Raw genomic sequence first — 21,700 nt, 5'->3', positions numbered from 1 at the left:
GCGCGGCACAAGCTGCGCCCGGCCGATCTCGCTGGCATACCGAACAAGAACCGAGGAAACGGAACAAGGATCATGAACGCACACCTTCAACCCACGGGCTCCGCCTACTTCATTTCGCCCGAAACCGCGGCGGCCGAGAGCCACACGCTTTCGGTGCTTGTCGACAACGAGCCCGGCGTTCTTGCCCGCGTCATCGGCCTGTTCTCCGGCCGCGGTTACAACATCGAAAGCCTCACGGTTTCGGAGACGGAGCATCAGGCGCATCTGTCGCGCATCACCGTCGTCACGCGCGGCACGCCGCAGGTGCTGGAGCAGATCAAGGCGCAGCTCGAGCGCATCGTTCCCGTACACCGCGTCGTCGATCTGACGGTACGCGCCCGCGAACTCGGCCAGGAACGGCCGATCGAGCGCGAAGTGGCGCTGCTGAAGGTGACCGGAAGCGGCGAAATGCGCGCCGAAACGCTGCGGCTCGCCGACGCATTCCACGCCAAGGTGGTGGATGCGACCATCGAGCACTTCATTCTCGAGATCACCGGCAAGTCCTCGAAGATCGACCAGTTCATCGCCATCATCAAGCCACTCGGCCTCATCGAAGTCTGCCGCACCGGCATCGCCGCGATGAATCGCGGCTCGCAGGGAATGTAAGAGCCTGTATCGTTGACCGGTTCGCGGGCGTCGCTTAATTTCTGCGATGCCCGGTCCGGATTGTCGGCTCTATTTGCAGCGGGGGTAGAAGGTGGCAGTCGTTACCGGCGAGACTTTGCCTGATATCGGCGAAAAGCCGTGGCATCCGCCGGCGGATATGCCTCTCGGCGCCGCGTTTTTCGTGCGCGTCGACTTTCCCTGGCTCGGACATTATTTCGGTTCGCGTAGGCTTGCCTCGGCGTTGTCGCCCGGTATAGGCGGCATCGTTTCTTGGGGCGGTCGCGCGCCGGCAAAAGCGGGGGCTCGAATTGCGCGGTTCCGCGGATTGCGGCACTGGAATCTGGAAGACGGCTTCCTGCGGTCCATGGCGCTTGGCAAATCTGGCGCCGTTCCGCTCTCCATCGTCATCGACGACCTCGGCTTGCCAGTCGATGCCGGGCGACCGTCAAGGCTTGAGCGCCTTATTGAAGGTGCTGGAGAGGCAGGAGAGCTTGGTCGTGCTATCCGCGATCAGATTGTCCTCAACAAGCTATCCAAGTACAACCATCTTCCTCATCGACCGCCCAACATCGAGCGGACGAACAAGCGCCGCATTCTCCTGGTTGACCAAGTCGTTGGTGATGTTTCCGTTGGCAGAGCACTCGGGTCAAAGGCCTCATTCGAAAAAATGCTTGCCGACGGATTGGCGAGTGGCGCGCAATGCCTGATCCGCACCCATCCGGATGTCATGGCCGGCCTTCGCAAGGGGTATCTCACGCGTGACGCCTCGAAAGGTGATGCAATCCTAGTCGATGACGAGGTATCCGTGGCGTCGATCCTTGACGTCGTGGACGAGGTCTGGACGGTTTCCAGCCAGTTTGGCTTCGATGCGCTTCTGCGCGGCATTCCGGTTCGCTGCTATGCCGCGCCCTTCTATGCCGGCTGGGGCGTGACCGAGGATCATTTCGGCGTTTACACCAAGGCAGCGCTCGCCGGACGCCGGACGAAGCGGCGGACGGTCGATCAGATCGCCGCCGCCGCCTTTTCGCTCTATCCGACCTATCGCGATCCAGCTGACTGGCGCGAAATCGACGTCTTCCGGGCGATCGAGCTGATCGTCGCGCAGCAGAAGGCGGCCGCCTGAACCTACAGCATGTCCAGGGACTTCTTTCGCGACGGCGGCGGGAAGGCGGCATCGAGCACGGCCCAATCCTCATCTGTAATATCGATATCGACAGAGTCACGATTTTCCTCGATGCGCTGTGCGTTCGAGGATTTCGGGATCGATATGACGCCGTCGCGCTCCAGCAGAAAGGCAAGCGCGATCTGGGCCGGGGTCGCCTGATAGGTCTTGGCGACGCGAATCAGCTCGGGATGATGGAGCAGGCGGCCTTGCTCGATCGGTGAATAAGCCATGATCGGAATGCTGCGTTCCTGGCACCAGGGCAAAAGGTCGTATTCGATGCCGCGCCGGGAGAGATTGTAGAGCACCTGATTGGCCGCGACATTGCCGCCGTTCGGCACGGAAAGCAGCTCATCCATATCGTCGACATCGAAATTCGAAACGCCCCAGGCCTCGATCTTGCCCGCAGCCTTCAGGCCTTCGAAAGCTTCCACTGTCTCTTCAAGCGGGTAGTTGCCGCGCCAATGCAGTAGATAGAGATCAAGGCGATCGGTATTCAGGCGCTTCAGGCTGCGTTCGCAGGCTTCGACCGCGCCTTTGCGGCTGGCATTGGCGGGATAGACCTTGCTGACAAGAAAGACCTCGTCGCGACGGCCTTCGATCGCCTTGCCGACGATTTCCTCCGAGCCGCCGTCTGCGTACATCTCAGCCGTATCGATCAGTGTCATGCCGAGATCGAGGCCGGTCTTGAGGCTGGCGATCTCATCCCTGGCGCTTGCGCTATTCTCGCCCATATTCCACGTTCCTTGGCCAAGCGCCGGAACCTGGATGCCGGAAGGAAGGGTGACGGTTGGGATGGGCTCGCGCATGGTCATTCCTCACTGCAGAAAACCGAAGGATAGGAGCATTCAACCGGATTTCAATCGACATCCGTCATGTCACCGTGACAATCACCCTATGGCTTTCGTATGGCTGGCAAACTAATGTCGGATTAAGATGCGCTGTCATATTCCACGCGCATGAAGACGAATTTCGGATGCCGCCTTGTCGCGATACGGTGTCCCGGGAGGCATCATGGCGCTGGATACATTTCTGGCTCTTCTACTTTTCGCATTTACAACCTCAATCACGCCCGGACCGAACAACATGATGTTGTTTACCTCAGGTGTGAACTTCGGTTTCCGTCGCACCATTCCACACATGCTCGGCATCGGCGTCGGCTTTTTTGTGCTGCTGATTGCCGTGGGGTTGGGGTTGGGCGCGCTGCTGCACACGGTGCCGGCGCTCTATACCGCGCTTAAATTCGCCGGCGGAGCTTACCTTGTCTGGATTGCCTGGAAGATCGGCACTTCGCGCAGCCTGAGCGAGGCGGAAAGCGATGCAAAGCCGATGAGTTTCATCAGCGCTGCTGCGTTTCAATGGGTCAACCCCAAGGCGTGGGTGATGGCCGTCACCGCCATGGCCACTTACACAAATGAGCAGCTCTATCTCTTCACTGTCCTTCTCGTCGGGTTCGCGTTTGCCGCTGTGAACGTCCCCAGCGTATCGACCTGGGCCGGCTTTGGCTCCGTCTTGCGCGATTGGCTCTCCGATCCCGTCCGGCTGAAATGGTTCAATATAACCATGGCCGTTCTGCTGGTGCTCAGTCTCTGGCCGATGCTAAAGTAGGCGCGAAGAGACAGGAGACGGCCATGTCCCACGACCACTCGCATGATGACGACGATCATCACCATCACCATCACCATGACAACCACTATTCGGATATGCAGGCGCGCGTGAAGGCGCTCGAGACGCTGCTGACGGAAAAGGGGTTGATCGATCCGGTCGCGATCGACCGCATCGTCGAGACATATGAGACAAAGGTCGGGCCGCGCAATGGCGCGCATGTGGTGGCGAAAGCCTGGAGCGATCCTGATTTCACCGACTGGCTACGGCGCGACGCGACAGCGGCGATCGCAAGTCTCGGTTTTACAGGTCGTCAAGGCGAGCATATGCGTGCGGTGTTCAATACGCCGGAAACGCATAACCTGATCGTCTGCACACTCTGCTCCTGCTATCCCTGGGCCGTGCTCGGGCTGCCGCCGGTCTGGTATAAGGCGCCAGCCTATCGTTCGCGTGCGGTGATCGACCCGCGCGGCGTGCTCGCCGAATTCGGCCTGACGTTGCCGCAGGAAACGAAAATCCGGGTATGGGATTCGACGGCGGAACTTCGCTATCTGGTGATCCCTGAGCGACCGGCCGGTTCCGAAGGCATGGACGAGGCTGCGCTGGCGGATCTCGTCAGCCGCGACGCGATGATCGGCACGGCGGTCGTCAGAATGCCGGAGGCAGGGCTGTGAACGGGCCGCACGATCTTGGCGGCCAGATGGGCTTCGGCCCGGTCGCGCCGGAGCCAAACGAGCCCTATTTCCATGCGGAATGGGAAAAGCGCGCGCTCGGCATCACGCTCTCCTGCGGTGCGTTTGGGGCCTGGACGATCGACGAGAGCCGGCATGCGCGCGAAAACATTCCGCCGGCCGACTATCTGGGTGCCAGCTACTACGAGATCTGGACCCGCGCAGTCGATATGCTGTTGGAGCGGCATGGTTTTGCCACGGCGGAGGAGTTGCGCACCGGTCATTCCCTCGAACAGGGCAGAGTGCCGAAGCGGATTTTGAAGGCGGATATGGTCGACGGTGTGCTGGCCAAGGGCGGCCCTTGCGACCGGCCGGTCGATACTGCACCGCTCTTTGCCGTCGGCGATCACGTCCGCACCAAGAATTTCAATCCGACTGGCCACACCAGATTGCCGCGCTACGCCCGCGCCAAAATCGGTGTCGTGGAGGCCGTGCAGGGTTCTTTCGTCTTTCCCGACGACAATGCCCATGGCCGGGGCGAAAATCCGCAATGGGTGTATACGGTGGTCTTCGACGGTGCGGAGATCTGGGGTGAGGGCGCTGATCCCTCGTTGACCGTCTCGATCGATGCCTGGGAGAGCTATCTTGAGCGCGTGTGAGGTTCCATCGCCTCTGGCGCAATCGCCTGGATTGCCAAAGTCTGCCGATGGTGAGCCGGTCTTTCCAGAACCCTGGGCGGCAGAGGTTTTCGCCATGACCGTGCATCTGCACGAGACAGGTCTGTTTTCCTGGAGCGAATGGGCGGAGCGCCTGTCTGGCGAGTTGCACAAGCCGGGCCGCGCGGTCGACGGCAGCGACTATTTCGATTGCTGGGTGGCAGCGCTGTCTGGCTTGCTCGTGTCGAAGGGTATCGCGGATGCCGATGCGATCCTGGCTTTGCAGCAAAGCTGGCAACGTGCGGCGGAGGCAACGCCGCATGGAAAGCCGATCGTGTTGGAAAGCGATCCTCAATATACGACATGAGCGCCTCGTAGCGGCGACGGCTTTTTACCGCTTGCTTCCATCAACCGAATCCTGCCAAGTCGAACCATGCAATTCGCGCCGCAACAAGATGAAGCGCTCAAGGCCGTCGCAAACTGGCTGAAAGAGGGGCGCTCGCCGTTGTTCCGTCTGTTCGGTTATGCCGGCACGGGCAAGACGACGCTTGCGCGGCATTTCGCCGAGCATGTGGATGGCGACGTGCTGTTTGCGGCCTTTACTGGCAAGGCGGCGCAGGTGCTGCGCTCGCGCGGCGCCTCCAATGCCAAGACCATCCATTCCTTGATCTACCGGCCGCGCGGTGAAGAGGCCGTAGAGGACGAGGAGACGGGTAAGACATCGATCGCCCCGATGTTCACCATCAACCGCCAGAGCCCGGTCGCCAAGGCTGCGCTGATCATTGTCGACGAATGCTCGATGGTGGACGAAGCGCTCGGCAAGGATCTGATGAGTTTCGGCACGCCCATTCTCGTGCTTGGCGATCCCGGACAGCTGCCGCCCGTTTCCGGCGGCGGGTTCTTCACGAACGAAGAACCGGATTATCTGCTAACGGATATTCATCGTCAGGCGCGCGACAATCCGATCATCCAGCTCGCCATGCAGGTGCGTGAGGGCAAGGAAATCATGCATGGCGACTATGGCACCGCGCAGGTGATCTCGAAGAACGAGGTCACGCAGCCGCTGGTGCTGGAGGCCGATCAGGTGCTAGTCGGCACCAACAGGACGCGTCGGCGTTACAATCAGCGCCTGCGCGAGCTGAAAGGATTTACGGCCGACTACCCGCAATCCGGCGACAAGCTGGTCTGCCTGCGCAACGATCCCGCCAAGGGGCTACTCAACGGCTCGCTCTGGCAGGTCATGACGTCCTCCCGGGAAACGACGAAGCCGGGCATCAATCTTCTGGTGCGTCCGGAAGACGACGACATGGATCGCGGTGCGGCGAAGATCAAGCTGCTGAAACAGGCCTTCGAGGATGTCGAGGGCGAGATTCCGTGGTCGACCCGCAAGCGCTACGACGAATTCGATTACGGCTATGCGCTGACGGTGCATAAGGCCCAGGGTTCGCAGTGGAACAATGTGGTGCTCTTCGACGAGAGCTGGGCGTTTCGCGATACACGCGAGCGCTGGCTCTATACGGCCATCACCCGCGCTGCGGAGACGCTGACGATCGTCCGATAGGGCAGCGTTTGCGGTAACAAATATCTGCAGGAGGACGTTGCTGCCGATGCGTCACTGCATGGTGATGCTGCTTTGTCGTGCTCATCAAAGTTTTGCATGGAACGATGTCGGAATCTCGTTGGTTTTGTTGACCATAATGGCATAAAACGACACTACCATCCGCTTTGAAAATCAGGGATTTCGATCATGCCCGCCAAGCTTTCCGTGAACCTCAACGCCATCGCGATGCTGCGCAACCGGCGTGATCTTCCCTGGCCGAGCGTCACGGGCTTGGGACGTATCGCGCTGGCGGCCGGCGCCAGCGGGTTGACGGTTCATCCACGTCCCGATCAGCGGCATGTCCGCTTTTCCGATCTGCCAGACATCCGCGCGCTGATCGATGACGAGTTTCCGGAGGCGGAGTTCAATATCGAGGGTTATCCGAGTGACGAATTCTTCGATCTCTGTGCTTCGGCCGAGCCCGAGCAGGTGACGCTGGTGCCTGACGATCCCTCGCAGGCGACATCGGATCACGGCTGGGATTTCCGCAAGAATCGCGATCTGCTGGTCGATGTCGTCGCCAAGTACAAGACGATCGGCTGCCGCGTCTCTCTGTTTGCCGATGGTGATGGCGATGCTGAGGCGGTGAAGATTGCCAAGGAGGTCGGTGCTGACCGCATCGAACTTTACACCGGCCCCTATGGCGGCTGCTACGATGATCCGCAGAAGGCCGCTGTCATCCTCGAAGCGCTCGGCAAGACCGCCGACGCCGCTTTCGCCAATGGTCTCGATGTCAATGCGGGTCACGACCTGACGGTCGCCAACCTGCCGGCGCTGCTGAAGCGTATCCCGAAGCTCGCGGAGACCTCGATTGGCCATGGGTTGACCGCGGATGCGCTGGAGTACGGCATGGCCGAAACGGTGCGGCGTTTCCGCCGGGCTTGCGGACAGGTGGCTTGAGGGACTGGTTTGGAGTTGGTCAGGCGAGGGCGTCTTTGATGCGCCATAGTGCCTAGCCCCTCATCCTAGCCTTCTCCCCGCTTGCGGGGAGAGGGTCGGGGTAAGGGGCCTGGTACAAGGGTGCGGCAAACGAAGCCTCACCTGACCCCTTCCAAAACTCAGCCAGCCAATGCGGCCTTGTGTTCCTCGAAGAAGCTGCGCAGCGTTTGCGGCTCCTTGCCGGTCAGCTTGTTGAAGTCGTTCGTCAGGATGTCGAATTTGCCGGCGCGGGTGTTGGCGTCGGCGGAGACGAGCATGTCGACCACGAAGGGCGGCAGGCCGGCGCCTGCGAGGCCAGCGGCGAACTGTTCGTCGTTGACCTGAACGACCTCAAGCGGACGGCCGGTGATCCTGCTGACGACGCTGGCCACATCTTCGATCGTCAGGGCGGTGGAGCCCGTCAGCGTATAGATGGCGCTTTCCGTCGCGTCGGAAGCCAGGGCGGCGGCGATGGCGAGTGCGCAATCGTTGCGGCTGATATTGCTGACGCGGCCGTTGCCGGTGGCGGTGTACCATTTGCCGACTTCGAGGCTGTGTGGCAGGCCCATGAGGTAGTTATCGAAATACCAGGCGTCGCGCAGGATCGTATAGCCGATGCCGCTGGCCTTGATGGCGTTTTCCGTGCCGAGGTGGTCGGGCGCGAAGCTGACGAGCGAATCTTCCGGAGCGGGCATGGAGGTGTAGAGAATGTGCTTCACACCAGCCTTCTTCGCGGCTTCGACCGCAGCCGTCTGCTGCTTCAGGCGCAGGCCGGGTACGGCGAGCGCATCGGTGCTAATGATCAGCAGCCGGTCGACGCCGGCGAAAGCGGCCGGCAGGGCGTCGGAGTCGTCGAAATCGGCCTTGCGGGTGACGACGCCCTTGGCGGTGAGGTCGGCAAGCTTCTCCGGGCTGCGCGTGGCCGCAATGATGCGGCCGGGTGCGACCTTGTATGTCTCCAGAAGGTGATGGATGACGCGCTGGCCAAGCTTGCCGGCGGCGCCGGTGACGAGAAGAGTGCTGCTCATGTGTTTTCCCTTGTTGGACCGCCGCACATTCGCAGAGGCCTTGTTGCTCTCAAAAAGAGACTAGCACTAGAATAGGAATTGACTTCGCAGTGTAAAGGAGGCAGTTTTTCGGCTCCAAGTTACCAAAAGGGAACCGGCATGGCAGCTAGCGCCGTCGTCAATCTGCGTGACAGCATAAATCCGCCGTTACGCGACGTCGATCTCAGCAATCTCGATTTTAGTAACTGTCCGGTGCGGGATCTGATCTCGCAGATCGGCGGAAAATGGTCCGTGCTGTTGCTGGAAACACTGGCCAAACGGCCATACCGTTTCGGCGAGTTGCGCCGTCTTGTGCCCGATATCTCCCAACGCATGCTAACACAAACGCTGCGCGACCTCCAGCGCGACGGCTATGTCGATCGCGAGGTCTTTCCCACCAAGCCGCCAAGCGTCGAATATCGCATGACGGCTCTCGGCCATTCGCTTTACGAGCCACTGGCGCTGCTTCTGAATTGGGCGGAGGCCAATCATGAGGCCGTCAAGGCCGCAAGAGCCCGTTTCGATCAATCGCCGGACTGAGCCGTCACAGTGAAGCCCTTGAAGATCGCTATCGTCGGCGCCGGGCCTGCCGGTCTTGCCGCCTCTCTCTTTCTCACTCGCGCCGGCCATACGACCGATATCATCGAACGGTTCGATAGCCCGGCTCCCGTCGGCTCGGCGCTGATGCTGCAGCCGACTGGATTGACCGTGCTGGAATCGCTCGGGCTTGGTCCCGCCACCCACGCCGCCGGCAACCGCATCGATCGATTGTTCGGCACGGAAACCACCCGCGGCCGCATCGTCCTCGATGTGCGCTACAATGCGTTGGCGGGCGGGCGCTATGGGCTTGGCGTTCATCGTGCGGCCCTGTTCGATACGCTTTACGACGAAGTCTCCGCGCGGCAACATCCGATCCATACCGGCCAGCGTGCTATCGGTGTGGCGGAGGAGGGCGGTGAAAGCTATCTCTCTGTCGAAGGTGGCGAGCGCCTCGGACCTTATGATCTCGTCATCGACGCCAGCGGCGCGCGCTCGGAACTGGTGACGGCATCGCCCGTTGCGCCGCGCGCACGAAATCTCGTCTACGGCGCCTTTTGGGCGACGCTCGATTGTCCGGATGGGCTGGTGGATCAGGCAGCGCTGACGCAACGCTATGACAAGGCGAGCGTGATGATCGGTGTATTGCCGATCGGCAGCAGAAGGCCGGATTTGCCGAAGCAGGCCGCTTTGTTTTGGAGCTTGAAGGTGGCGGACGCCGACGAGGTGCGCAGGCGTGGGCTTGAGCGCTGGAAGCAGGCAATCCGCGGCTACTGGCCTGAATGCGAGCCTTTGCTGGAGCAGATTACAGACTGGGACCAGTTGACGCTGGCGCGTTATGCCCATCGCACGGTGATGACGCCCTATAGTGGGCGGACTGTTTTCGTCGGCGATGCCGCCCATTCCACCAGTCCGCAGCTCGGGCAGGGCGCCAACATGGCGTTGCTCGATGTGGCCGCGCTCGCGCACGCTTTGGCGGGACATGAAACGATCGATGCCGCTCTTGCTGCCTATGCCAAGGCACGGCGAATGCATGTGCGGTTGTTTCAGCTGCTCTCAGCGGCCTTCACGCCCTTCTACCAATCGGACTCTGCGGCACTGGCCTGGATCCGCGACCGACTGGTCGCAACCATCGCCAAAGTACCGCCGGCACCGCAGATCCTGGCCGGCATTGTCTCCGGCACCCTGGTCGATCCGTTTCATGGCGCAGGCTTGCGGGAATGTGACTGGCTGCGGCTGGCGGTGCCGCAGCCGTCTTGATCAGTTCTTGCGCTCGGTCAGATAGGCAAGCAGCGCGATAACCGGGAAGGCGACGCCGATCCAGGAGGCCATATTCCAGCCGCCGGTGGCATAGGCCCAGCCGCCAAGCGCCGAGCCAAGGGCGCCGCCGGCGAAGAAGGTCGCCATATAGAGGCCGTTGAGACGGCTGCGATGCTCGGCGCTGAGCGCAAAGATGGCGCGTTGACCGAGTACCAGATTCGTCTGAACGCCGAAGTCGAGCATGATGCCTGACAGTGTGAGCGTGATCAGCGCCAGCAATGAACCGCTGCCGGAAAAATGGCCGATCAGGAAGGCGATAATGGCGAGCACCAGGGCGAAGGCTGTCGCAAGCTTCGTCCAGCCGCGATCAGCGACGCGTCCGGCAATCGGTGAGGCGATGGCGCCCGCGGCTCCGGCAAGTGCGAAGAGGGCGATGCCATTTTGCGTCAGGCCGAAGGCAGGGCTTGCCAGCAGCAGCGGCGTCGTCGTCCAGAAGAGGCTGAAGGCGCCGAACATGCAGGCCTGATAGAGCGCACGTCGCTGCAGGACCGGCGTGCGGAGCGCGAGGTGGCCCATGGAGGACAGCAGCTGCCCATAATGCAGTTTCGTATGGGGCACGCGAGTCGGTAGAACGAGGCGCAGGATGACGATCAGCCCGATCATGACGCCGGCTGAGATGATGTAGACCGCGTGCCAGGAGAGAAGCTCGGACAGGAAGCTCGCAGCCGGGCGAGCGAGCATGATGCCGACGAGCAGGCCGCTCATGACGTTGCCGACGACAGCGCCGCGGCTGGCGTCCGGCGCCATATGGGCGGCGAAGGGGACAAGGACCTGCACAGCAACGGATGCAAGGCCAATGCAGAGCGAGGCGAGCAGGAACAGTGACGGCGACCATGCGAAGGCTGCGCCGACAAGCGCGACGGCGGCAAGCGCCACCAGCGTCAGGACCAGTTTCCGGTTCTCGAGAAGATCGCCGAGTGGGACGATCAGCAGGAGGCCGAGGCCGTAGCCGATCTGCGTCAGCGTGACGATGAGGCCGGTCGCCGCCGGGCTGAAGCCGAGTGACTGGCTGATGGGGCCGGCAAGCGGCTGGCCATAGTAGAGATTGGCGGCCACCAGCCCGCAGGCGGCGGCGGACATGAATGTGAGAAGCGGCGAAATGGTCTTTTCCGGGAGCGGCGTGCTCTCCCGTCTGGCGGCGGCAGTTGCGGGCATGTCTCGTCCTCAATAGGAGCGGGGGTTACGTTCCCCGAAATTTCAGTGAAAATCAGTTCAGCAGTTTCATGGCCGTCTCGGCGACGGCGAGCATATGTTCGGTCTTGCGGCCAGTCTTGCCGATCACGCGCATGCCCTTCGTCAGGGCTAGCAGCGTGCAGGCGGTGCTTTCCGGATCGACATGCTTCGATATGGAGCCATCCTCCTGTCCGAGATGGATCAAATTGAGGATACGCCTTTCGTCGAAATCGAAGGCGACGCCGACGCGACCGGCGACTTCTTCGTCGAAAAGCGCAAGTTCGGTTGCGCTTCCGACGACAAGGCAGCCGCGGCGGCCGATCTCCCCGCATGAGGCTTCCGCGAAGAACGTCACCAAGGCACGAAGTTTTTCATGAGCATTCGGAGCTTCCGCAAGCGTCTCGTCGATGAGTTGCTGGCGGACCTGGCGATACCGGCTGAACGCGGCGAGGAAGATCCCGCGCTTGTCGCCGAAAGCCTTGTAGACGCTTCCTGCGGTCAGACCCATGGCCTCGGTCAATTCGCTGATCGAGGCGGCATAATAGCCGCGCTCGGAAAAAACGCGCAGCGCTTCGTCCAGCGCGGAATCCATGTCGAATTCACGCGGACGTCCACGAAGCTTCGGTGCGATGTCGAGAGTGTCTGTCGTCATGTCATTCTTTTAGGAAATGATCGTTTCCAAATCAAGTGAATTTTTGCATCGCAGCAAGAATCGGAAGAATATTGATTGCGACCGGCCCCGCTACTCGTGGAAAAACGCCATGTGGATCGCGTCCTTATAGCGGCCGTCGATGCGTACGGAATTGCGAGCGAGGCCCTCGCGGACGAAGCCGACTTTTTCGTAGAGCGCGATGGCTCTGTCATTGTCGGCATGCACACTGAGTTCGACGCGTTCTATTCCTGCATCCCGCGCGGCATGCAGCGTCGTCTCTATCAATCGACGTCCCAATCCCCGGCCGCGATAGGCGGAGACGATGCCCATGCCGAGCTTGCCGGCGTGGGCATGGGAAGGAAAGCCATGACGGCTGATGTCGCACCAGCCGATAACTTTCCCATCGTCTAGGGCGACGAACTGCGGATTGCCTTTTTCGATCATGCCGAGCACGAAAATGCGTGTTTCTTCCAGCGGAAAGGCTTCGAGCAGCGACAGATATTCTCGCTCACGCGCGACCGTGTCGAGCGCCCTGTGAAAACCTTCGATATGCTCGGTTGATATGGGTTCTATCCGGATTTCGCCACTTTCGGCCATCGTTGGTATCTCATTGCAAATCAGGGAAGCATTGAGGATATGGGCAAAACCAGAGGGTGTCCATTCACGCAGTCAGCCGCCTGCGTTCAGAGATCGAGTTCCCATGTCTGACCGTTCAGTTCCGGGCCGAACATGCGGTGCTTCTCCTCTGCGGCGAGCTTGAAGCCCGCCTTGATGTAGATGGCGCGTGCAGTGTCGAGAATGTCATTGGTCCAGAGCGAGAGTGTTCCGTAGCCGGCATCGCGCGAAAAACGGATGCATTCGTCGACCAGCATCTTACCGAGGCCGAGGCCGCGCGCCGTCTTATCCACATAGAGCAGCCGAAGCTTCGCGACGCCGTCGCCGCCATCGGCGATCATGGCGGAGCCGACATTGAGGCCGCCTCGCTCGGCAATCCAGCACCGATCTTTTTGCGGGTTGAAATTAGACAGGAATTTGCCGGCGACTTCGGCTACCAATCCTTCGAAGCGATCGTCCCAGCCGAATTCTTCGGTGTAAAAGCGCGCCTGGCTTTGTACGATCCAGCCGATGTCACCGGGTCGATGATTGCGAATGAGCGCGGGGGGCGCTTCGGTTCGATCGGGGCCGAGTACCTCCTGTATCGTCTGCATCGCTGCAACGACACGCTCGGGTTCGCCGGGCGCGAGTTTTTCGAAATATCCGGCGATCTGCGCGCGTGAGCGGCGGACGAACTCCTCGAACTGCGCCTGTCCCTTGTCGGTGACTTTTATGACCTGGCTGCGCGCATCGTTCGCATCCGGTGTCGTTTCGACCAGCCCGTCCTCGCGAAAGCGCTTGACGATACGGCTGAGATAGGCGGGGTCGAGATGCAGCTCGCGTGTCAGCGCGGAAGCTGCGACGCCACCGCGGAAGCCGACTTCGAACAGCACGCGCACATCCGTGAGCGTATAGGGGCTGTCGAGATAGGCCTTGTTCAGGACGCCGAGGAAATTCGTATAGAAGCGATTGAAGTTACGGACGGCATCGATGGTCGTGAAATCGGCAGCGGCGGGCATGACATCGTCTCCTCAGGTATGGAGACGATGTTGGTTATTTATTGGACTCAGTCAAGTAAATTGATCGAGGTCAGGCAGCGCAGCTTTTGCTGCTCTTTTCATTCGCAAGCGCGAAGTCGACGGCCGCCTCGGCATGGATCGTCGTCGTGTCGAAGCCTGGCAGGATCAGTGCCTTCGGATCGAGGATGAGGCAGATCTCGGTGCAGCCGAGAATGACGCTGTCGGCACCTTCCGCCTTGGCGCGCTCGATGATGCCGTTCAGCTTCCGGCGCGACTCGTCCTTGATGATGCCGGCGCAGAGTTCGTTGAAGATGATATCATGCGTAACGGTGCGATCCTCGGAACCGGGCACCATGATGGAGACGCCGTTTTCAGCCATACGCTCGGCATAGAATCCGTGTTCCATCGTGTAGCGTGTGGCGAGCAGCAGTGGCTTGACCCTGCCGGCGGCCTTCAAGGCCGCAGCGGTCTCATCGATGATATGGATGAGCGGAGCTGAAACGCGTGTGGCAACCTGAGGTGCGATCAGGTGCATGGTGTTAGTGCAGATGAGCACGCATTCGGCCCCGGCCTTTTGCAGGCCTTCCGCCGCATCGCCGAGGCGCTCGGCGGCATCGTTCCAGCGCCCGGCCTTCTGTAGCGCGACGATTTCCTCGAAGTTGACGGAGTACATGACCAGCTCCGCAGAGGAGAGGCCGTCGAGGCGCTCGCGGACCATTTCGTTGATCAGGCGATAGTAGACTGCCGAACTCTCGAAACTCATGCCGCCGATCAGGCCAATGGTGCGCATAATGCTGTTCTCCGCTCGTGGATTTTGAATGGAGGAATAGTGCGGCGTTTCACCCGCCGCATGTTTGCGTTTTTTGAAGCTTATCAGGATCTATCTGCAAATGTTTGCGCATTTTTCGATTTATGTGCAAAATATTGGCGTATATATGAGGAGTTGCCGTACATGCTTGATGAACGTGACCGAAAGATTCTTGAATTTCTGCAGGCGGATGCCGGCATCTCCGTCACCGAACTTGCCGATCGCGTTGCCCTGTCGGTGTCGGCCTGCTCGCGCCGCATACAGCGGCTTGAGGAAAGCGGGCATATCGCCCGGCGTATCGTCGTGCTCGATCGCGAGAAGATGGGAGTGCCGACCACGGTCTATGCGATGATCAAGACGGCGCATCATGCCGACGAGTGGATCGAATCCTTCCGCAAAGTCATCGGAGATATCCCTGAGATCGTTGAGGCGCATCGGCTTACCGGGAATTATGATTATATCCTCAAGATCGTGTTGCCGCGTGTCGAGCATTACGACGTCATCTACAAGCAGCTCGTGCGCAAGATCGAGCTCTTCGACGTCTCGGCGTCGATCTCGATGGAGGAACTTAAAAGCGGCGCCTCCGTTCCTGTCGGGTATGCACACTGAACCGGGGCGGTCGCGTGTTATTTCTGCATATCACCTCGGCAAGCTCCTATGGCGAAGTCCGGCCTTTAAGTTGTAAAATGCGTGCTGTGATTATCGCCACAAGGGCAATCTGCCATGCGCAACACCGATATTCAAACCTACTTCCTACCCGGTGAAAAACTGTTATGGCAGGGCAGACCGAAGCAAGGCTTCATGGCCAGCAAAAAAGATCTGCTGCTTGTCCCCTTTTCACTGATGTGGGGTGGCTTTACGGCCCTCTGGGAAGTCACGGTCATACGCCAAGGCAACGCGCCAATCTTTTTTAAGCTATGGGGTGTGCCTTTCGTGTTGATTGGCCTCTATCTCATCGTCGGTCGTTTTGTGGTCGATGCATTCGTTCGCGCGAGGACCCAATATGCAGTCACCGACCAACGCATCATCATTTTGCGCGAAGGCTGGTTTGCGAAGGTTCTGACCGTGTCACTGGATCGCTTGCCGGCGCTGGATCTTGATCAGAATGGTAACGGGACCGGTACGATCAATTTCGGAACCGATACCGAAATCGGCTTCGGTCGCCGTGGCGGCGGTATGGGCATCTGGACGCCTGCGCTTTCGAACGTGCCGCGGTTTCTTGGCGTCGCGGATGTGCGCGACGTATTCAATCTCATCGTGCGTGCCCAATCCACGAGAGTATCGTAGCTCTCAGCGTGAGGAGGGGGACGCAGAGGTGCCATGCATAAAAGATGGTTGCTGCATATCCTTCTCAACCCTACGTTTTTGAGCAGAGTTAGTCGCGAGGTGTTGCCATGCAGGATCATCATGTCGTCGTGGTCGGAGGCGGCTTTGGCGGGGTACAGCTCGCCAACGATCTGAAGGGTGCTCCCGTCCGCATCACGATGATCGATCGGCGCAATCATCACCTCTTTCAGCCACTTCTTTATCAGGTCGCAACCACTCTGCTTGCGACCTCCGAGATTGCCTGGCCGATCCGCAATTTCTTCCGCGATCGACCTGACGTGACGACCTTGCTCTGCGAGGTTGTCGGCGTCGATAGCGCGGCGCATGAGGTGCTCCTGAAGAACGGTCAGAAGATCCATTACGACACGCTGGTGCTGGCAACCGGCGCTACCCATGCCTATTTCGGCCATGACGAGTGGGAGCCGGTGGCGCCGGGATTGAAGACGTTGGAGGATGCAACCACCATCCGCCGGCGCCTCTTGCTGGCCTTTGAGCAGGCGGAAATGGAAACCGACCCGGCTGTCCGCGAGGCGCTGTTGACTTTCGTCATCGTTGGCGCGGGTCCCACGGGTGTCGAGCTCGCCGGTATCATCTCCGAGCTGGCAAGGACAACACTGCCGAAGGAGTTCCGCAATATCGATACCCGCAAGGCGAAGATCATCCTCGTCGAGGCCGGCCCAAGGGTGTTGCCCGCTTTTGCGCAAGAGCTCTCCGACTATGCGCACAAGGAGCTGGAACTGCTTGGTGTCGACGTCCGCTTTGGTAGACCGGTCACCTCATGCACGGCTGAAGGCGTGACGATCGGCGACACCTTCGTGCCATGCCGTACCATCGTCTGGGCGGCGGGTGTCGAGGCGTCGCCGGCGGCGAAATGGCTTGGCATTCCAGCCGATCGTGCCGGCCGCGCCATTGTCGACAAGGATCTGAGGGCGCCGGGCAAGGAGGATATCTTCATCATCGGCGATACCGCAGCCGTCATGCGTGACGATGGCAGCCCCGTGCCGGGGATCGCTCCGGCTGCCAAGCAGCAGGGCGCTTATGTCGCCAAGGTCATCAAGGCAAAGCTTGCGGGCAGACCGTCGCCCGGACCGTTCCACTATCGCCATCAGGGCAGCCTTGCGACGATCGGCAAAAGTGCTGCGATCATCGATTTCGGCTGGATTAAGCTGAAGGGATGGCTCGCATGGTGGGTCTGGGGGCTTGCCCACATCTATTTCCTGATCGGCGTGCGTTGGCGCATCGCCGTCGCCTGGAGCTGGCTTTGGATCTATATCAGTCGGCAGCACAGCGCCCGGCTGATCACGCAGAAGGAAACCATGCGCGAGGAATGAAAAAGGGCAGCCGTAACGGCTGCCCTTTTCGTATGAGTTGCTGCGCAACAGTGCTTATGCCAGCGAAGCGATGTCGATGACGAAGCGGTAGCGCACGTCGCTCTTCAGAACACGCTCATAGGCTTCGTTGATTTCCTGGATGTTGATCTTCTCGATCTCGGCTACGATGTTGTGCTCGCCGCAGAAGTCGAGCATTTCCTGGGTTTCCTTGATCGAGCCGATCATGGAACCGGAAAGGCTGCGACGGCCGGGGATCAGTGAGAAGGCATGCACCGGAACCGCATGTTCGGGAACGCCGACCAGTACCATGCTGCCGTCATATTTCAGCAGGTTGAGATAGGCGTTCCAGTCGATCGCCGTGCCGACCGTGTTGATGATCAGATCGAAGGTGCCGGCGAGTTTCGTGAAGGTCTCGGCATCGGTGGTGGCGTAGTAGTCCTTCGCGCCCAGCTTGAACCCGTCTTCCTTCTTCGACAGCGTCTGGCTCAGAACCGTGACATCGGCGCCCATGGCATGGGCCAGCTTCACGCCCATGTGGCCGAGGCCACCCATGCCCACGATCGCGACCTTCTTGCCCGGGCCGGCTTTCCAGTGGCGCAGCGGCGAAAAGAGCGTAATGCCGGCGCAGAGCAGCGGTGCGCCCGAATCGAGCGGGATATTGTCGGGAAAGGAGAGGACATAGCCTTCCTTGACGACGATCGAGTCGGAATAACCGCCGAAGGTCGGCGTCTTGCCGTCGGCTTCGACGTCGTTGTAGGTCTGGACGAGACCGGGCATGTAATGTTCGTAATCCAGGTCACGTGTGGCGCAGGTCGTGCAGGAATCGACGAAGCAGCCGACGCCGACGCGGTCGCCGACCTTGAACTTCGTGACCTCGGAACCGACGGCGGTCACGATGCCGGCGACTTCATGGCCGGGCACCATCGGATACTTCGAGCCGCCCCATTCGTTGCGGGCCTGGTGAATGTCGGAATGGCAGACGCCGCAATATTTGACGGAGATGACGACGTCGTCCGCGTTCGGGTCGCGACGGTCGAAAGTGAATGGTGTGAGCGGCTTGGACGCGTCGGTTGCTGCATAACCCTTTGCGATAGGCATGGGAGATTTCCTTATCTTTTCGGATGGGTTGGGAGTAGAATTTCGATGCCCCACCATGCATCAGGTCTGGGCCATAGTGTTAGAGCGATCCTGCAAGCTTTATGTACGATCCTGCGAATCTAAATGCGCGGCAGGTCTTTCGCGATCGAACGGTGTTACCTAGATAGACATCGATATCTGCTCGAAAACAGTTGGTTGCGCATGACACTGCCTTTCAATCCCAATCAGGAACTCGCGTCGATCATTGCACGTTTCGCCACGTGCGACGGCGAACATCGCACGCCGATAGACAATCTCAATCTCTATCGGCAGTCGGCCGCGACCGTGTGGCAGCATGGGGCCTATCGGCCCTGTTTTGCAATCGTGGTTCAGGGGCGCAAGAACCTGACAATCGGCGCCGAGACCTACAATTACGGTGTCGGCGAGTATATTTTGACCGCGCTCGACCTTCCGGTATCGACGCAGGTCACCAATGTCGGTAGCGATACGCCTTATCTTTGTTTCGGTATGGCGCTCGACAGCGAACTGTTGAAGGAGCTCCTGTCGCGCGTCAGCATTCCGCGTCAGGCGTTGACCGAGCCTGTGCGCGGAATTGCGGTCAATGCCGCTTCGCCGGAACTGCTTGATGCCTCGCTACGGCTGCTCCGATTGCTTGATCGGCCCGAAGATATTCCAGCCATGGCGCCTTTGATCGAGCAGGAAATCCTCTATCGCCTGCTGACCGGTCCGAATGGCCCTCGGCTGCTGCAGATCGCGATGGCGGAGAGCCAGAGCAACCGGGTGGCGCGGGCCGTCGCCTGGCTCCGCGGCAACTATACGCAACCGCTGCGCATCGAAGAACTCGCCGAACGCGTCGGCATGAGCGTTTCGTCGCTGCATCACCATTTCAAGACTGTTACGGCACTATCGCCGATGCAGTATCAGAAGCAGCTTCGGCTTCATGAGGCGCGCCGGCTGATGATCGTGGAGCAGCTAGATGTCGGATCGGCAGGCCATCGCGTCGGATATCAAAGTCCTTCGCAATTCAGCCGGGAATACAGCCGCCTTTATGGCCTGCCGCCACTGAAGGATGTCGAGGCGATGCGCAATAGCGTGGTTGCCGCCGAGTAGGTCTCGGGCCGAAGGCAGTTAGCTGATCGGCGCGTTGCAGCTGCCGCCATTCCATGTGTAGCTCGGCGTGACGTCCTGCGGCCCCCACAGACCTTCGAAACGATGATAGCCGGCATCGAAGCGGATCGTCAGCGAGCCCATTCCATATTTGTCGAACCATCGCAGTGTTCGCGCTCTGCCGGGTGTCGTTCCGATTTCCGAGAGTGTGCCGACCGTTGTCTCGCCATCGTCGTTGAAACGATAGGTCCCCGCTATGTGGCCCTTCGCGTCGACCTGGAGCGACGTTTCAACATCGACCAACCGATCGCTCGAGAGAAGCTTGCCGCAATAGTGCCCGGCGGGACGCGCCAGGGATTTTGACGCTGCATCCGCCGGCACGGGTAGATGAAATAGTCCGCTCGCAAAGCAGATTCCGGTAATCCAGGTGATTGCCCAGCGTTTACCGCTTTCCATGCATCCGACGCGCCAGGCTGGCGCCGTTTTATAAGATTGATTGACCACGGGTTTCACCGAGCGATCTCGCAGCAATAGAGACCGACATGATCTATCTATTGTGCGCATGCCATGACAAGTGTCCTCCGTCTTTTTAACGCGGTGCAGCAACGAATTCCGCTTGACGGCTGCGTCGGTGTCCTGCATAAAGCGCCACGAACCGTACCGTACGGTACGCATTTGGGAGTAACCATCGTGCTGAGCGAAGCAGGACAGTCGAGCGAGTTTTCGCCGCGCCAGAACGCCGTTCTGGAACAGGCGTTGCGTCTGCTCGTCGATGGCGGCGAGAAGGCGCTGACGACCTCGGGCGTTGCACGCGCCGCCAATTGCTCCAAGGAAAGTCTTTACAAATGGTTCGGCGACCGCGATGGCCTGCTGTCGGCGATGATCACCTATCAGGCCAGCAAGGTTCGCACCTTCGAGCGCAATGGCGAGCGGCTGAATACGATAAGTCTGCACGATCATCTCGTGATTTTCGCGCGTGATCTGCTGGAGGTTTTGGCCGGCGACGTTTCACTTGCGTTGAACCGTCTGGCAATCGGTCAGTCGAACCGTGACGGCTCCAAGCTCGGCAAGCTCCTGCTGGAGCGCGGCCGCCGGCAGATCGACCGCCGCGCCATCGGTCTCATCGATGCCGGCAAGCGGGCAGGGCTGCTGCGCTTTACCGATGCCGACGAGGCATATCACACGCTTTATGGGCTTATCGTCTCCGATCTGCATGTGCGCATGCTGCTCGGCGAGCCCGGTTTGAAGGATACGAGCCGTCAGGCTGAGAGGGCGGTCAGCGCCTTCCTCAAGCTTTACGGCACGGAAAAGGTATTGGCGGAAGCAGCAGCGACCGTCTGACAATTTAAAATCTGCACCCAGACAAGCAAAGGGAAGGACAAACAATGCGCGTCTATTACGATCGTGATGCCGATCTCAACCTCATCAAGTCGAAGAAAGTCGCCGTCATCGGCTACGGTTCGCAGGGCCGCGCTCACGCGCTGAACCTGAAGGACAGCGGCGCACAGAACCTTGTGATCGCACTGAAGGCCGGTTCCCCCACGGTCAAGAAGGCCGAGGCCGACGGCTTCAAGGTCATGACCGTTGCCGAAGCTGCTGCCTGGGCCGACCTGATGATGATGGCGACCCCGGACGAACTGCAGGCCGACATCTACAAGGCCGACATCGCTCCCAACATCCGTGACGGTGCTGCGATCGCTTTCGCCCACGGCCTCAACGTTCACTTCGGCCTCATCGAGCCGAAGGCTTCGGTCGACGTCGTCATGATTGCTCCGAAGGGTCCGGGCCACACGGTTCGCGGCGAATACCAGAAGGGCGGCGGCGTTCCCTGCCTCGTTGCCGTTCACCAGAACGCTTCCGGCAACGCGCTTGAACTCGCTCTCTCCTATGCTTGCGGCGTCGGCGGCGGCCGTTCGGGCATCATCGAAACCAACTTCCGCGAAGAGTGCGAAACCGACCTCTTCGGCGAACAGGTCGTTCTCTGCGGCGGTCTCGTCGAGCTCATCCGCGCCGGCTTTGAAACGCTTGTCGAGGCCGGCTACGCTCCGGAAATGGCCTATTTCGAGTGCCTGCACGAAGTGAAGCTGATCGTCGACCTGATCTATGAAGGCGGCATCGCCAACATGAACTACTCGATCTCGAACACGGCAGAATGGGGCGAATACGTCACCGGTCCGCGCATCATCACCGAAGAAACCAAGGCTGAGATGAAGCGCGTCCTGAAGGACATCCAGACCGGCAAGTTCACCTCCGAGTGGATGCAGGAATACCGTTCGGGTGCTGCCCGCTTCAAGGGTATCCGCCGCAACAACGACAGCCACCAGATCGAAGAAGTCGGCGCCAAGCTGCGCGGCATGATGCCCTGGATCGGCAAGAACAAGCTGGTCGACAAGGCCGTCAACTAAGCTTTCGGCGAGAGCCGGATTGGAGGG

25 protein-coding genes are annotated in these 21,700 nt (G+C 60.2%); 16 read left to right on the top strand and 9 right to left on the bottom strand.

The window, feature by feature from the left end:
- The first annotated feature begins 72 nt into the window (after window positions 1-72).
- Window positions 73-645, top strand: coding sequence for an acetolactate synthase small subunit (gene ilvN / locus FHT85_RS01830; protein ID WP_112334546.1), 573 nt, complete (start codon window positions 73-75; stop codon window positions 643-645).
- A gap of 91 nt (window positions 646-736) precedes the next feature.
- A complete protein-coding gene (locus FHT85_RS01825) occupies window positions 737-1,768 on the top strand; it encodes a capsular biosynthesis protein (RefSeq protein ID WP_112411719.1) in 1,032 nt (343 codons plus the stop codon).
- Window positions 1,769-1,770: 2 nt separating this feature from the next.
- On the opposite strand, the gene FHT85_RS01820 is transcribed toward FHT85_RS01825, so the two are convergent.
- The gene (locus FHT85_RS01820) at window positions 1,771-2,616 is read right to left on the bottom strand and encodes an aldo/keto reductase (RefSeq protein ID WP_112411720.1); all 846 of its coding nucleotides are present in this window, start codon (window positions 2,614-2,616) and stop codon (window positions 1,771-1,773) included.
- A 205-nt stretch (window positions 2,617-2,821) separates the two neighbouring features.
- Between FHT85_RS01820 and FHT85_RS01815 the strand changes: the two genes are divergently transcribed.
- From FHT85_RS01815 to FHT85_RS01790, 6 genes are all read left to right on the top strand, one after another.
- Window positions 2,822-3,415 (top strand): LysE family translocator, encoded by a 594-nt coding sequence (locus FHT85_RS01815; RefSeq protein ID WP_112411721.1) that lies wholly within the window; start codon window positions 2,822-2,824, stop codon window positions 3,413-3,415.
- Window positions 3,416-3,438: 23 nt separating this feature from the next.
- On the top strand, window positions 3,439-4,086 hold the full coding sequence (gene nthA / locus FHT85_RS01810; RefSeq protein WP_112411722.1) for a nitrile hydratase subunit alpha: 648 nt from the start codon (window positions 3,439-3,441) through the stop codon (window positions 4,084-4,086).
- A complete protein-coding gene (gene nthB / locus FHT85_RS01805; protein WP_112411723.1) occupies window positions 4,083-4,742 on the top strand; it encodes a nitrile hydratase subunit beta in 660 nt (219 codons plus the stop codon). Before nthA ends, nthB begins: the two co-directional genes overlap by 4 nt.
- A complete protein-coding gene (locus tag FHT85_RS01800) occupies window positions 4,729-5,106 on the top strand; it encodes a nitrile hydratase accessory protein (protein WP_112411724.1) in 378 nt (125 codons plus the stop codon). The genes nthB and FHT85_RS01800 overlap by 14 nt, the downstream gene beginning before the upstream one ends.
- 66 nt (window positions 5,107-5,172) lie before the next feature.
- Window positions 5,173-6,300, top strand: coding sequence for an ATP-dependent RecD-like DNA helicase (locus FHT85_RS01795; RefSeq protein ID WP_112398953.1), 1,128 nt, complete (start codon window positions 5,173-5,175; stop codon window positions 6,298-6,300).
- A gap of 186 nt (window positions 6,301-6,486) precedes the next feature.
- Window positions 6,487-7,239 (top strand): pyridoxine 5'-phosphate synthase, encoded by a 753-nt coding sequence (locus FHT85_RS01790; protein ID WP_112411725.1) that lies wholly within the window; start codon window positions 6,487-6,489, stop codon window positions 7,237-7,239.
- A gap of 158 nt (window positions 7,240-7,397) precedes the next feature.
- Here the strand turns inward: FHT85_RS01790 and FHT85_RS01785 are convergent, their stop codons facing one another.
- Window positions 7,398-8,285: an SDR family oxidoreductase gene (locus FHT85_RS01785; protein ID WP_112411806.1), complete on the bottom strand. Its 888-nt coding sequence runs from the start codon at window positions 8,283-8,285 to the stop codon at window positions 7,398-7,400.
- A gap of 138 nt (window positions 8,286-8,423) precedes the next feature.
- On the opposite strand from FHT85_RS01785, the gene FHT85_RS01780 reads away from it, so the two are divergent.
- Together FHT85_RS01780 and FHT85_RS01775 are read left to right on the top strand one after the other, a co-directional pair.
- Window positions 8,424-8,843: a winged helix-turn-helix transcriptional regulator gene (locus FHT85_RS01780; RefSeq protein WP_112334569.1), complete on the top strand. Its 420-nt coding sequence runs from the start codon at window positions 8,424-8,426 to the stop codon at window positions 8,841-8,843.
- 9 nt (window positions 8,844-8,852) lie between these two features.
- A complete protein-coding gene (locus FHT85_RS01775; RefSeq protein WP_112411807.1) occupies window positions 8,853-10,100 on the top strand; it encodes an FAD-dependent oxidoreductase in 1,248 nt (415 codons plus the stop codon).
- Here FHT85_RS01775 and FHT85_RS01770 read toward each other — a convergent pair whose 3' ends face one another.
- From FHT85_RS01770 to FHT85_RS01750, 5 genes are all read right to left on the bottom strand, one after another.
- Window positions 10,101-11,315 (bottom strand): MFS transporter, encoded by a 1,215-nt coding sequence (locus FHT85_RS01770; protein WP_112411808.1) that lies wholly within the window; start codon window positions 11,313-11,315, stop codon window positions 10,101-10,103. It lies immediately after the preceding gene.
- 52 nt (window positions 11,316-11,367) lie between these two features.
- A complete protein-coding gene (locus FHT85_RS01765) occupies window positions 11,368-11,985 on the bottom strand; it encodes a TetR/AcrR family transcriptional regulator (RefSeq protein WP_112334572.1) in 618 nt (205 codons plus the stop codon).
- 90 nt (window positions 11,986-12,075) lie between these two features.
- Complete coding sequence (locus FHT85_RS01760) at window positions 12,076-12,582, bottom strand: GNAT family N-acetyltransferase (RefSeq protein WP_112411809.1); 507 nt, start codon at window positions 12,580-12,582, stop codon at window positions 12,076-12,078.
- 86 nt (window positions 12,583-12,668) lie between these two features.
- Window positions 12,669-13,598 (bottom strand): helix-turn-helix domain-containing GNAT family N-acetyltransferase, encoded by a 930-nt coding sequence (locus FHT85_RS01755; RefSeq protein WP_112411810.1) that lies wholly within the window; start codon window positions 13,596-13,598, stop codon window positions 12,669-12,671.
- Window positions 13,599-13,668: 70 nt separating this feature from the next.
- Window positions 13,669-14,388, bottom strand: a complete 720-nt coding sequence (locus tag FHT85_RS01750) for an aspartate/glutamate racemase family protein (RefSeq protein ID WP_112411811.1) — start codon at window positions 14,386-14,388, stop codon at window positions 13,669-13,671.
- Window positions 14,389-14,550: 162 nt separating this feature from the next.
- On the opposite strand from FHT85_RS01750, the gene FHT85_RS01745 reads away from it, so the two are divergent.
- The 3 genes from FHT85_RS01745 to FHT85_RS01735 all read left to right on the top strand — a co-directional run bounded on the left by FHT85_RS01745 (window position 14,551) and on the right by FHT85_RS01735 (window position 17,063).
- Window positions 14,551-15,015: an Lrp/AsnC family transcriptional regulator gene (locus FHT85_RS01745; RefSeq protein WP_112334576.1), complete on the top strand. Its 465-nt coding sequence runs from the start codon at window positions 14,551-14,553 to the stop codon at window positions 15,013-15,015.
- Between the two features lie 114 nt (window positions 15,016-15,129).
- On the top strand, window positions 15,130-15,693 hold the full coding sequence (locus FHT85_RS01740; protein WP_112411812.1) for a PH domain-containing protein: 564 nt from the start codon (window positions 15,130-15,132) through the stop codon (window positions 15,691-15,693).
- 107 nt (window positions 15,694-15,800) lie between these two features.
- Window positions 15,801-17,063 carry an NAD(P)/FAD-dependent oxidoreductase gene (locus FHT85_RS01735; protein WP_112411813.1) on the top strand — a complete coding sequence of 421 codons (1,263 nt, stop codon included), beginning with the start codon at window positions 15,801-15,803 and terminating at the stop codon, window positions 17,061-17,063.
- A gap of 54 nt (window positions 17,064-17,117) precedes the next feature.
- Here the strand turns inward: FHT85_RS01735 and FHT85_RS01730 are convergent, their stop codons facing one another.
- Window positions 17,118-18,161 (bottom strand): NAD(P)-dependent alcohol dehydrogenase, encoded by a 1,044-nt coding sequence (locus FHT85_RS01730; RefSeq protein ID WP_112411814.1) that lies wholly within the window; start codon window positions 18,159-18,161, stop codon window positions 17,118-17,120.
- 201 nt (window positions 18,162-18,362) lie between these two features.
- On the opposite strand from FHT85_RS01730, the gene FHT85_RS01725 reads away from it, so the two are divergent.
- A complete protein-coding gene (locus FHT85_RS01725) occupies window positions 18,363-19,271 on the top strand; it encodes an AraC family transcriptional regulator (RefSeq protein ID WP_112334580.1) in 909 nt (302 codons plus the stop codon).
- Window positions 19,272-19,289: 18 nt separating this feature from the next.
- On the opposite strand, the gene FHT85_RS01720 is transcribed toward FHT85_RS01725, so the two are convergent.
- On the bottom strand, window positions 19,290-19,724 hold the full coding sequence (locus FHT85_RS01720) for a hypothetical protein (RefSeq protein ID WP_112411949.1): 435 nt from the start codon (window positions 19,722-19,724) through the stop codon (window positions 19,290-19,292).
- A gap of 234 nt (window positions 19,725-19,958) precedes the next feature.
- Here FHT85_RS01720 and FHT85_RS01715 point away from each other — a divergent pair, with 234 nt between their 5' ends.
- Window positions 19,959-20,609, top strand: coding sequence for a TetR/AcrR family transcriptional regulator C-terminal domain-containing protein (locus tag FHT85_RS01715; RefSeq protein WP_112411815.1), 651 nt, complete (start codon window positions 19,959-19,961; stop codon window positions 20,607-20,609).
- A 44-nt stretch (window positions 20,610-20,653) separates the two neighbouring features.
- Entirely contained in the window at window positions 20,654-21,673 is a 1,020-nt protein-coding gene (gene ilvC / locus FHT85_RS01710) for a ketol-acid reductoisomerase (RefSeq protein WP_112334582.1), read from the top strand.
- Window positions 21,674-21,700: the final 27 nt, after the last annotated feature.

Origin of the sequence: Rhizobium sp. BK312, assembly GCF_014193605.1 — a bacterium.
Lineage (GTDB): Bacteria > Pseudomonadota > Alphaproteobacteria > Rhizobiales > Rhizobiaceae > Rhizobium.
This window is presented reverse-complemented; position numbering and strand designations above follow the sequence as displayed.

What these genes read in the sequence shown, in the direction of transcription:
- ilvN (WP_112334546.1), top strand. Translation starts at nt 73, where the DNA reads ATGAACGCACACCTTCAACCCACGGGCTCCGCCTACTTCATTTCGCCC.
- FHT85_RS01820 (WP_112411720.1), bottom strand. Translation starts at nt 2,616, where the DNA reads ATGCGCGAGCCCATCCCAACCGTCACCCTTCCTTCCGGCATCCAGGTT.
- FHT85_RS01815 (WP_112411721.1), top strand. Translation starts at nt 2,822, where the DNA reads ATGGCGCTGGATACATTTCTGGCTCTTCTACTTTTCGCATTTACAACC.
- nthA (WP_112411722.1), top strand. Translation starts at nt 3,439, where the DNA reads ATGTCCCACGACCACTCGCATGATGACGACGATCATCACCATCACCAT.
- FHT85_RS01795 (WP_112398953.1), top strand. Translation starts at nt 5,173, where the DNA reads ATGCAATTCGCGCCGCAACAAGATGAAGCGCTCAAGGCCGTCGCAAAC.
- FHT85_RS01790 (WP_112411725.1), top strand. Translation starts at nt 6,487, where the DNA reads ATGCCCGCCAAGCTTTCCGTGAACCTCAACGCCATCGCGATGCTGCGC.
- FHT85_RS01785 (WP_112411806.1), bottom strand. Translation starts at nt 8,285, where the DNA reads ATGAGCAGCACTCTTCTCGTCACCGGCGCCGCCGGCAAGCTTGGCCAG.
- FHT85_RS01780 (WP_112334569.1), top strand. Translation starts at nt 8,424, where the DNA reads ATGGCAGCTAGCGCCGTCGTCAATCTGCGTGACAGCATAAATCCGCCG.
- FHT85_RS01770 (WP_112411808.1), bottom strand. Translation starts at nt 11,315, where the DNA reads ATGCCCGCAACTGCCGCCGCCAGACGGGAGAGCACGCCGCTCCCGGAA.
- FHT85_RS01765 (WP_112334572.1), bottom strand. Translation starts at nt 11,985, where the DNA reads ATGACGACAGACACTCTCGACATCGCACCGAAGCTTCGTGGACGTCCG.
- FHT85_RS01760 (WP_112411809.1), bottom strand. Translation starts at nt 12,582, where the DNA reads ATGGCCGAAAGTGGCGAAATCCGGATAGAACCCATATCAACCGAGCAT.
- FHT85_RS01755 (WP_112411810.1), bottom strand. Translation starts at nt 13,598, where the DNA reads ATGCCCGCCGCTGCCGATTTCACGACCATCGATGCCGTCCGTAACTTC.
- FHT85_RS01750 (WP_112411811.1), bottom strand. Translation starts at nt 14,388, where the DNA reads ATGCGCACCATTGGCCTGATCGGCGGCATGAGTTTCGAGAGTTCGGCA.
- FHT85_RS01745 (WP_112334576.1), top strand. Translation starts at nt 14,551, where the DNA reads ATGCTTGATGAACGTGACCGAAAGATTCTTGAATTTCTGCAGGCGGAT.
- FHT85_RS01740 (WP_112411812.1), top strand. Translation starts at nt 15,130, where the DNA reads ATGCGCAACACCGATATTCAAACCTACTTCCTACCCGGTGAAAAACTG.
- FHT85_RS01735 (WP_112411813.1), top strand. Translation starts at nt 15,801, where the DNA reads ATGCAGGATCATCATGTCGTCGTGGTCGGAGGCGGCTTTGGCGGGGTA.
- FHT85_RS01730 (WP_112411814.1), bottom strand. Translation starts at nt 18,161, where the DNA reads ATGCCTATCGCAAAGGGTTATGCAGCAACCGACGCGTCCAAGCCGCTC.
- FHT85_RS01725 (WP_112334580.1), top strand. Translation starts at nt 18,363, where the DNA reads ATGACACTGCCTTTCAATCCCAATCAGGAACTCGCGTCGATCATTGCA.
- FHT85_RS01720 (WP_112411949.1), bottom strand. Translation starts at nt 19,724, where the DNA reads ATGGAAAGCGGTAAACGCTGGGCAATCACCTGGATTACCGGAATCTGC.
- ilvC (WP_112334582.1), top strand. Translation starts at nt 20,654, where the DNA reads ATGCGCGTCTATTACGATCGTGATGCCGATCTCAACCTCATCAAGTCG.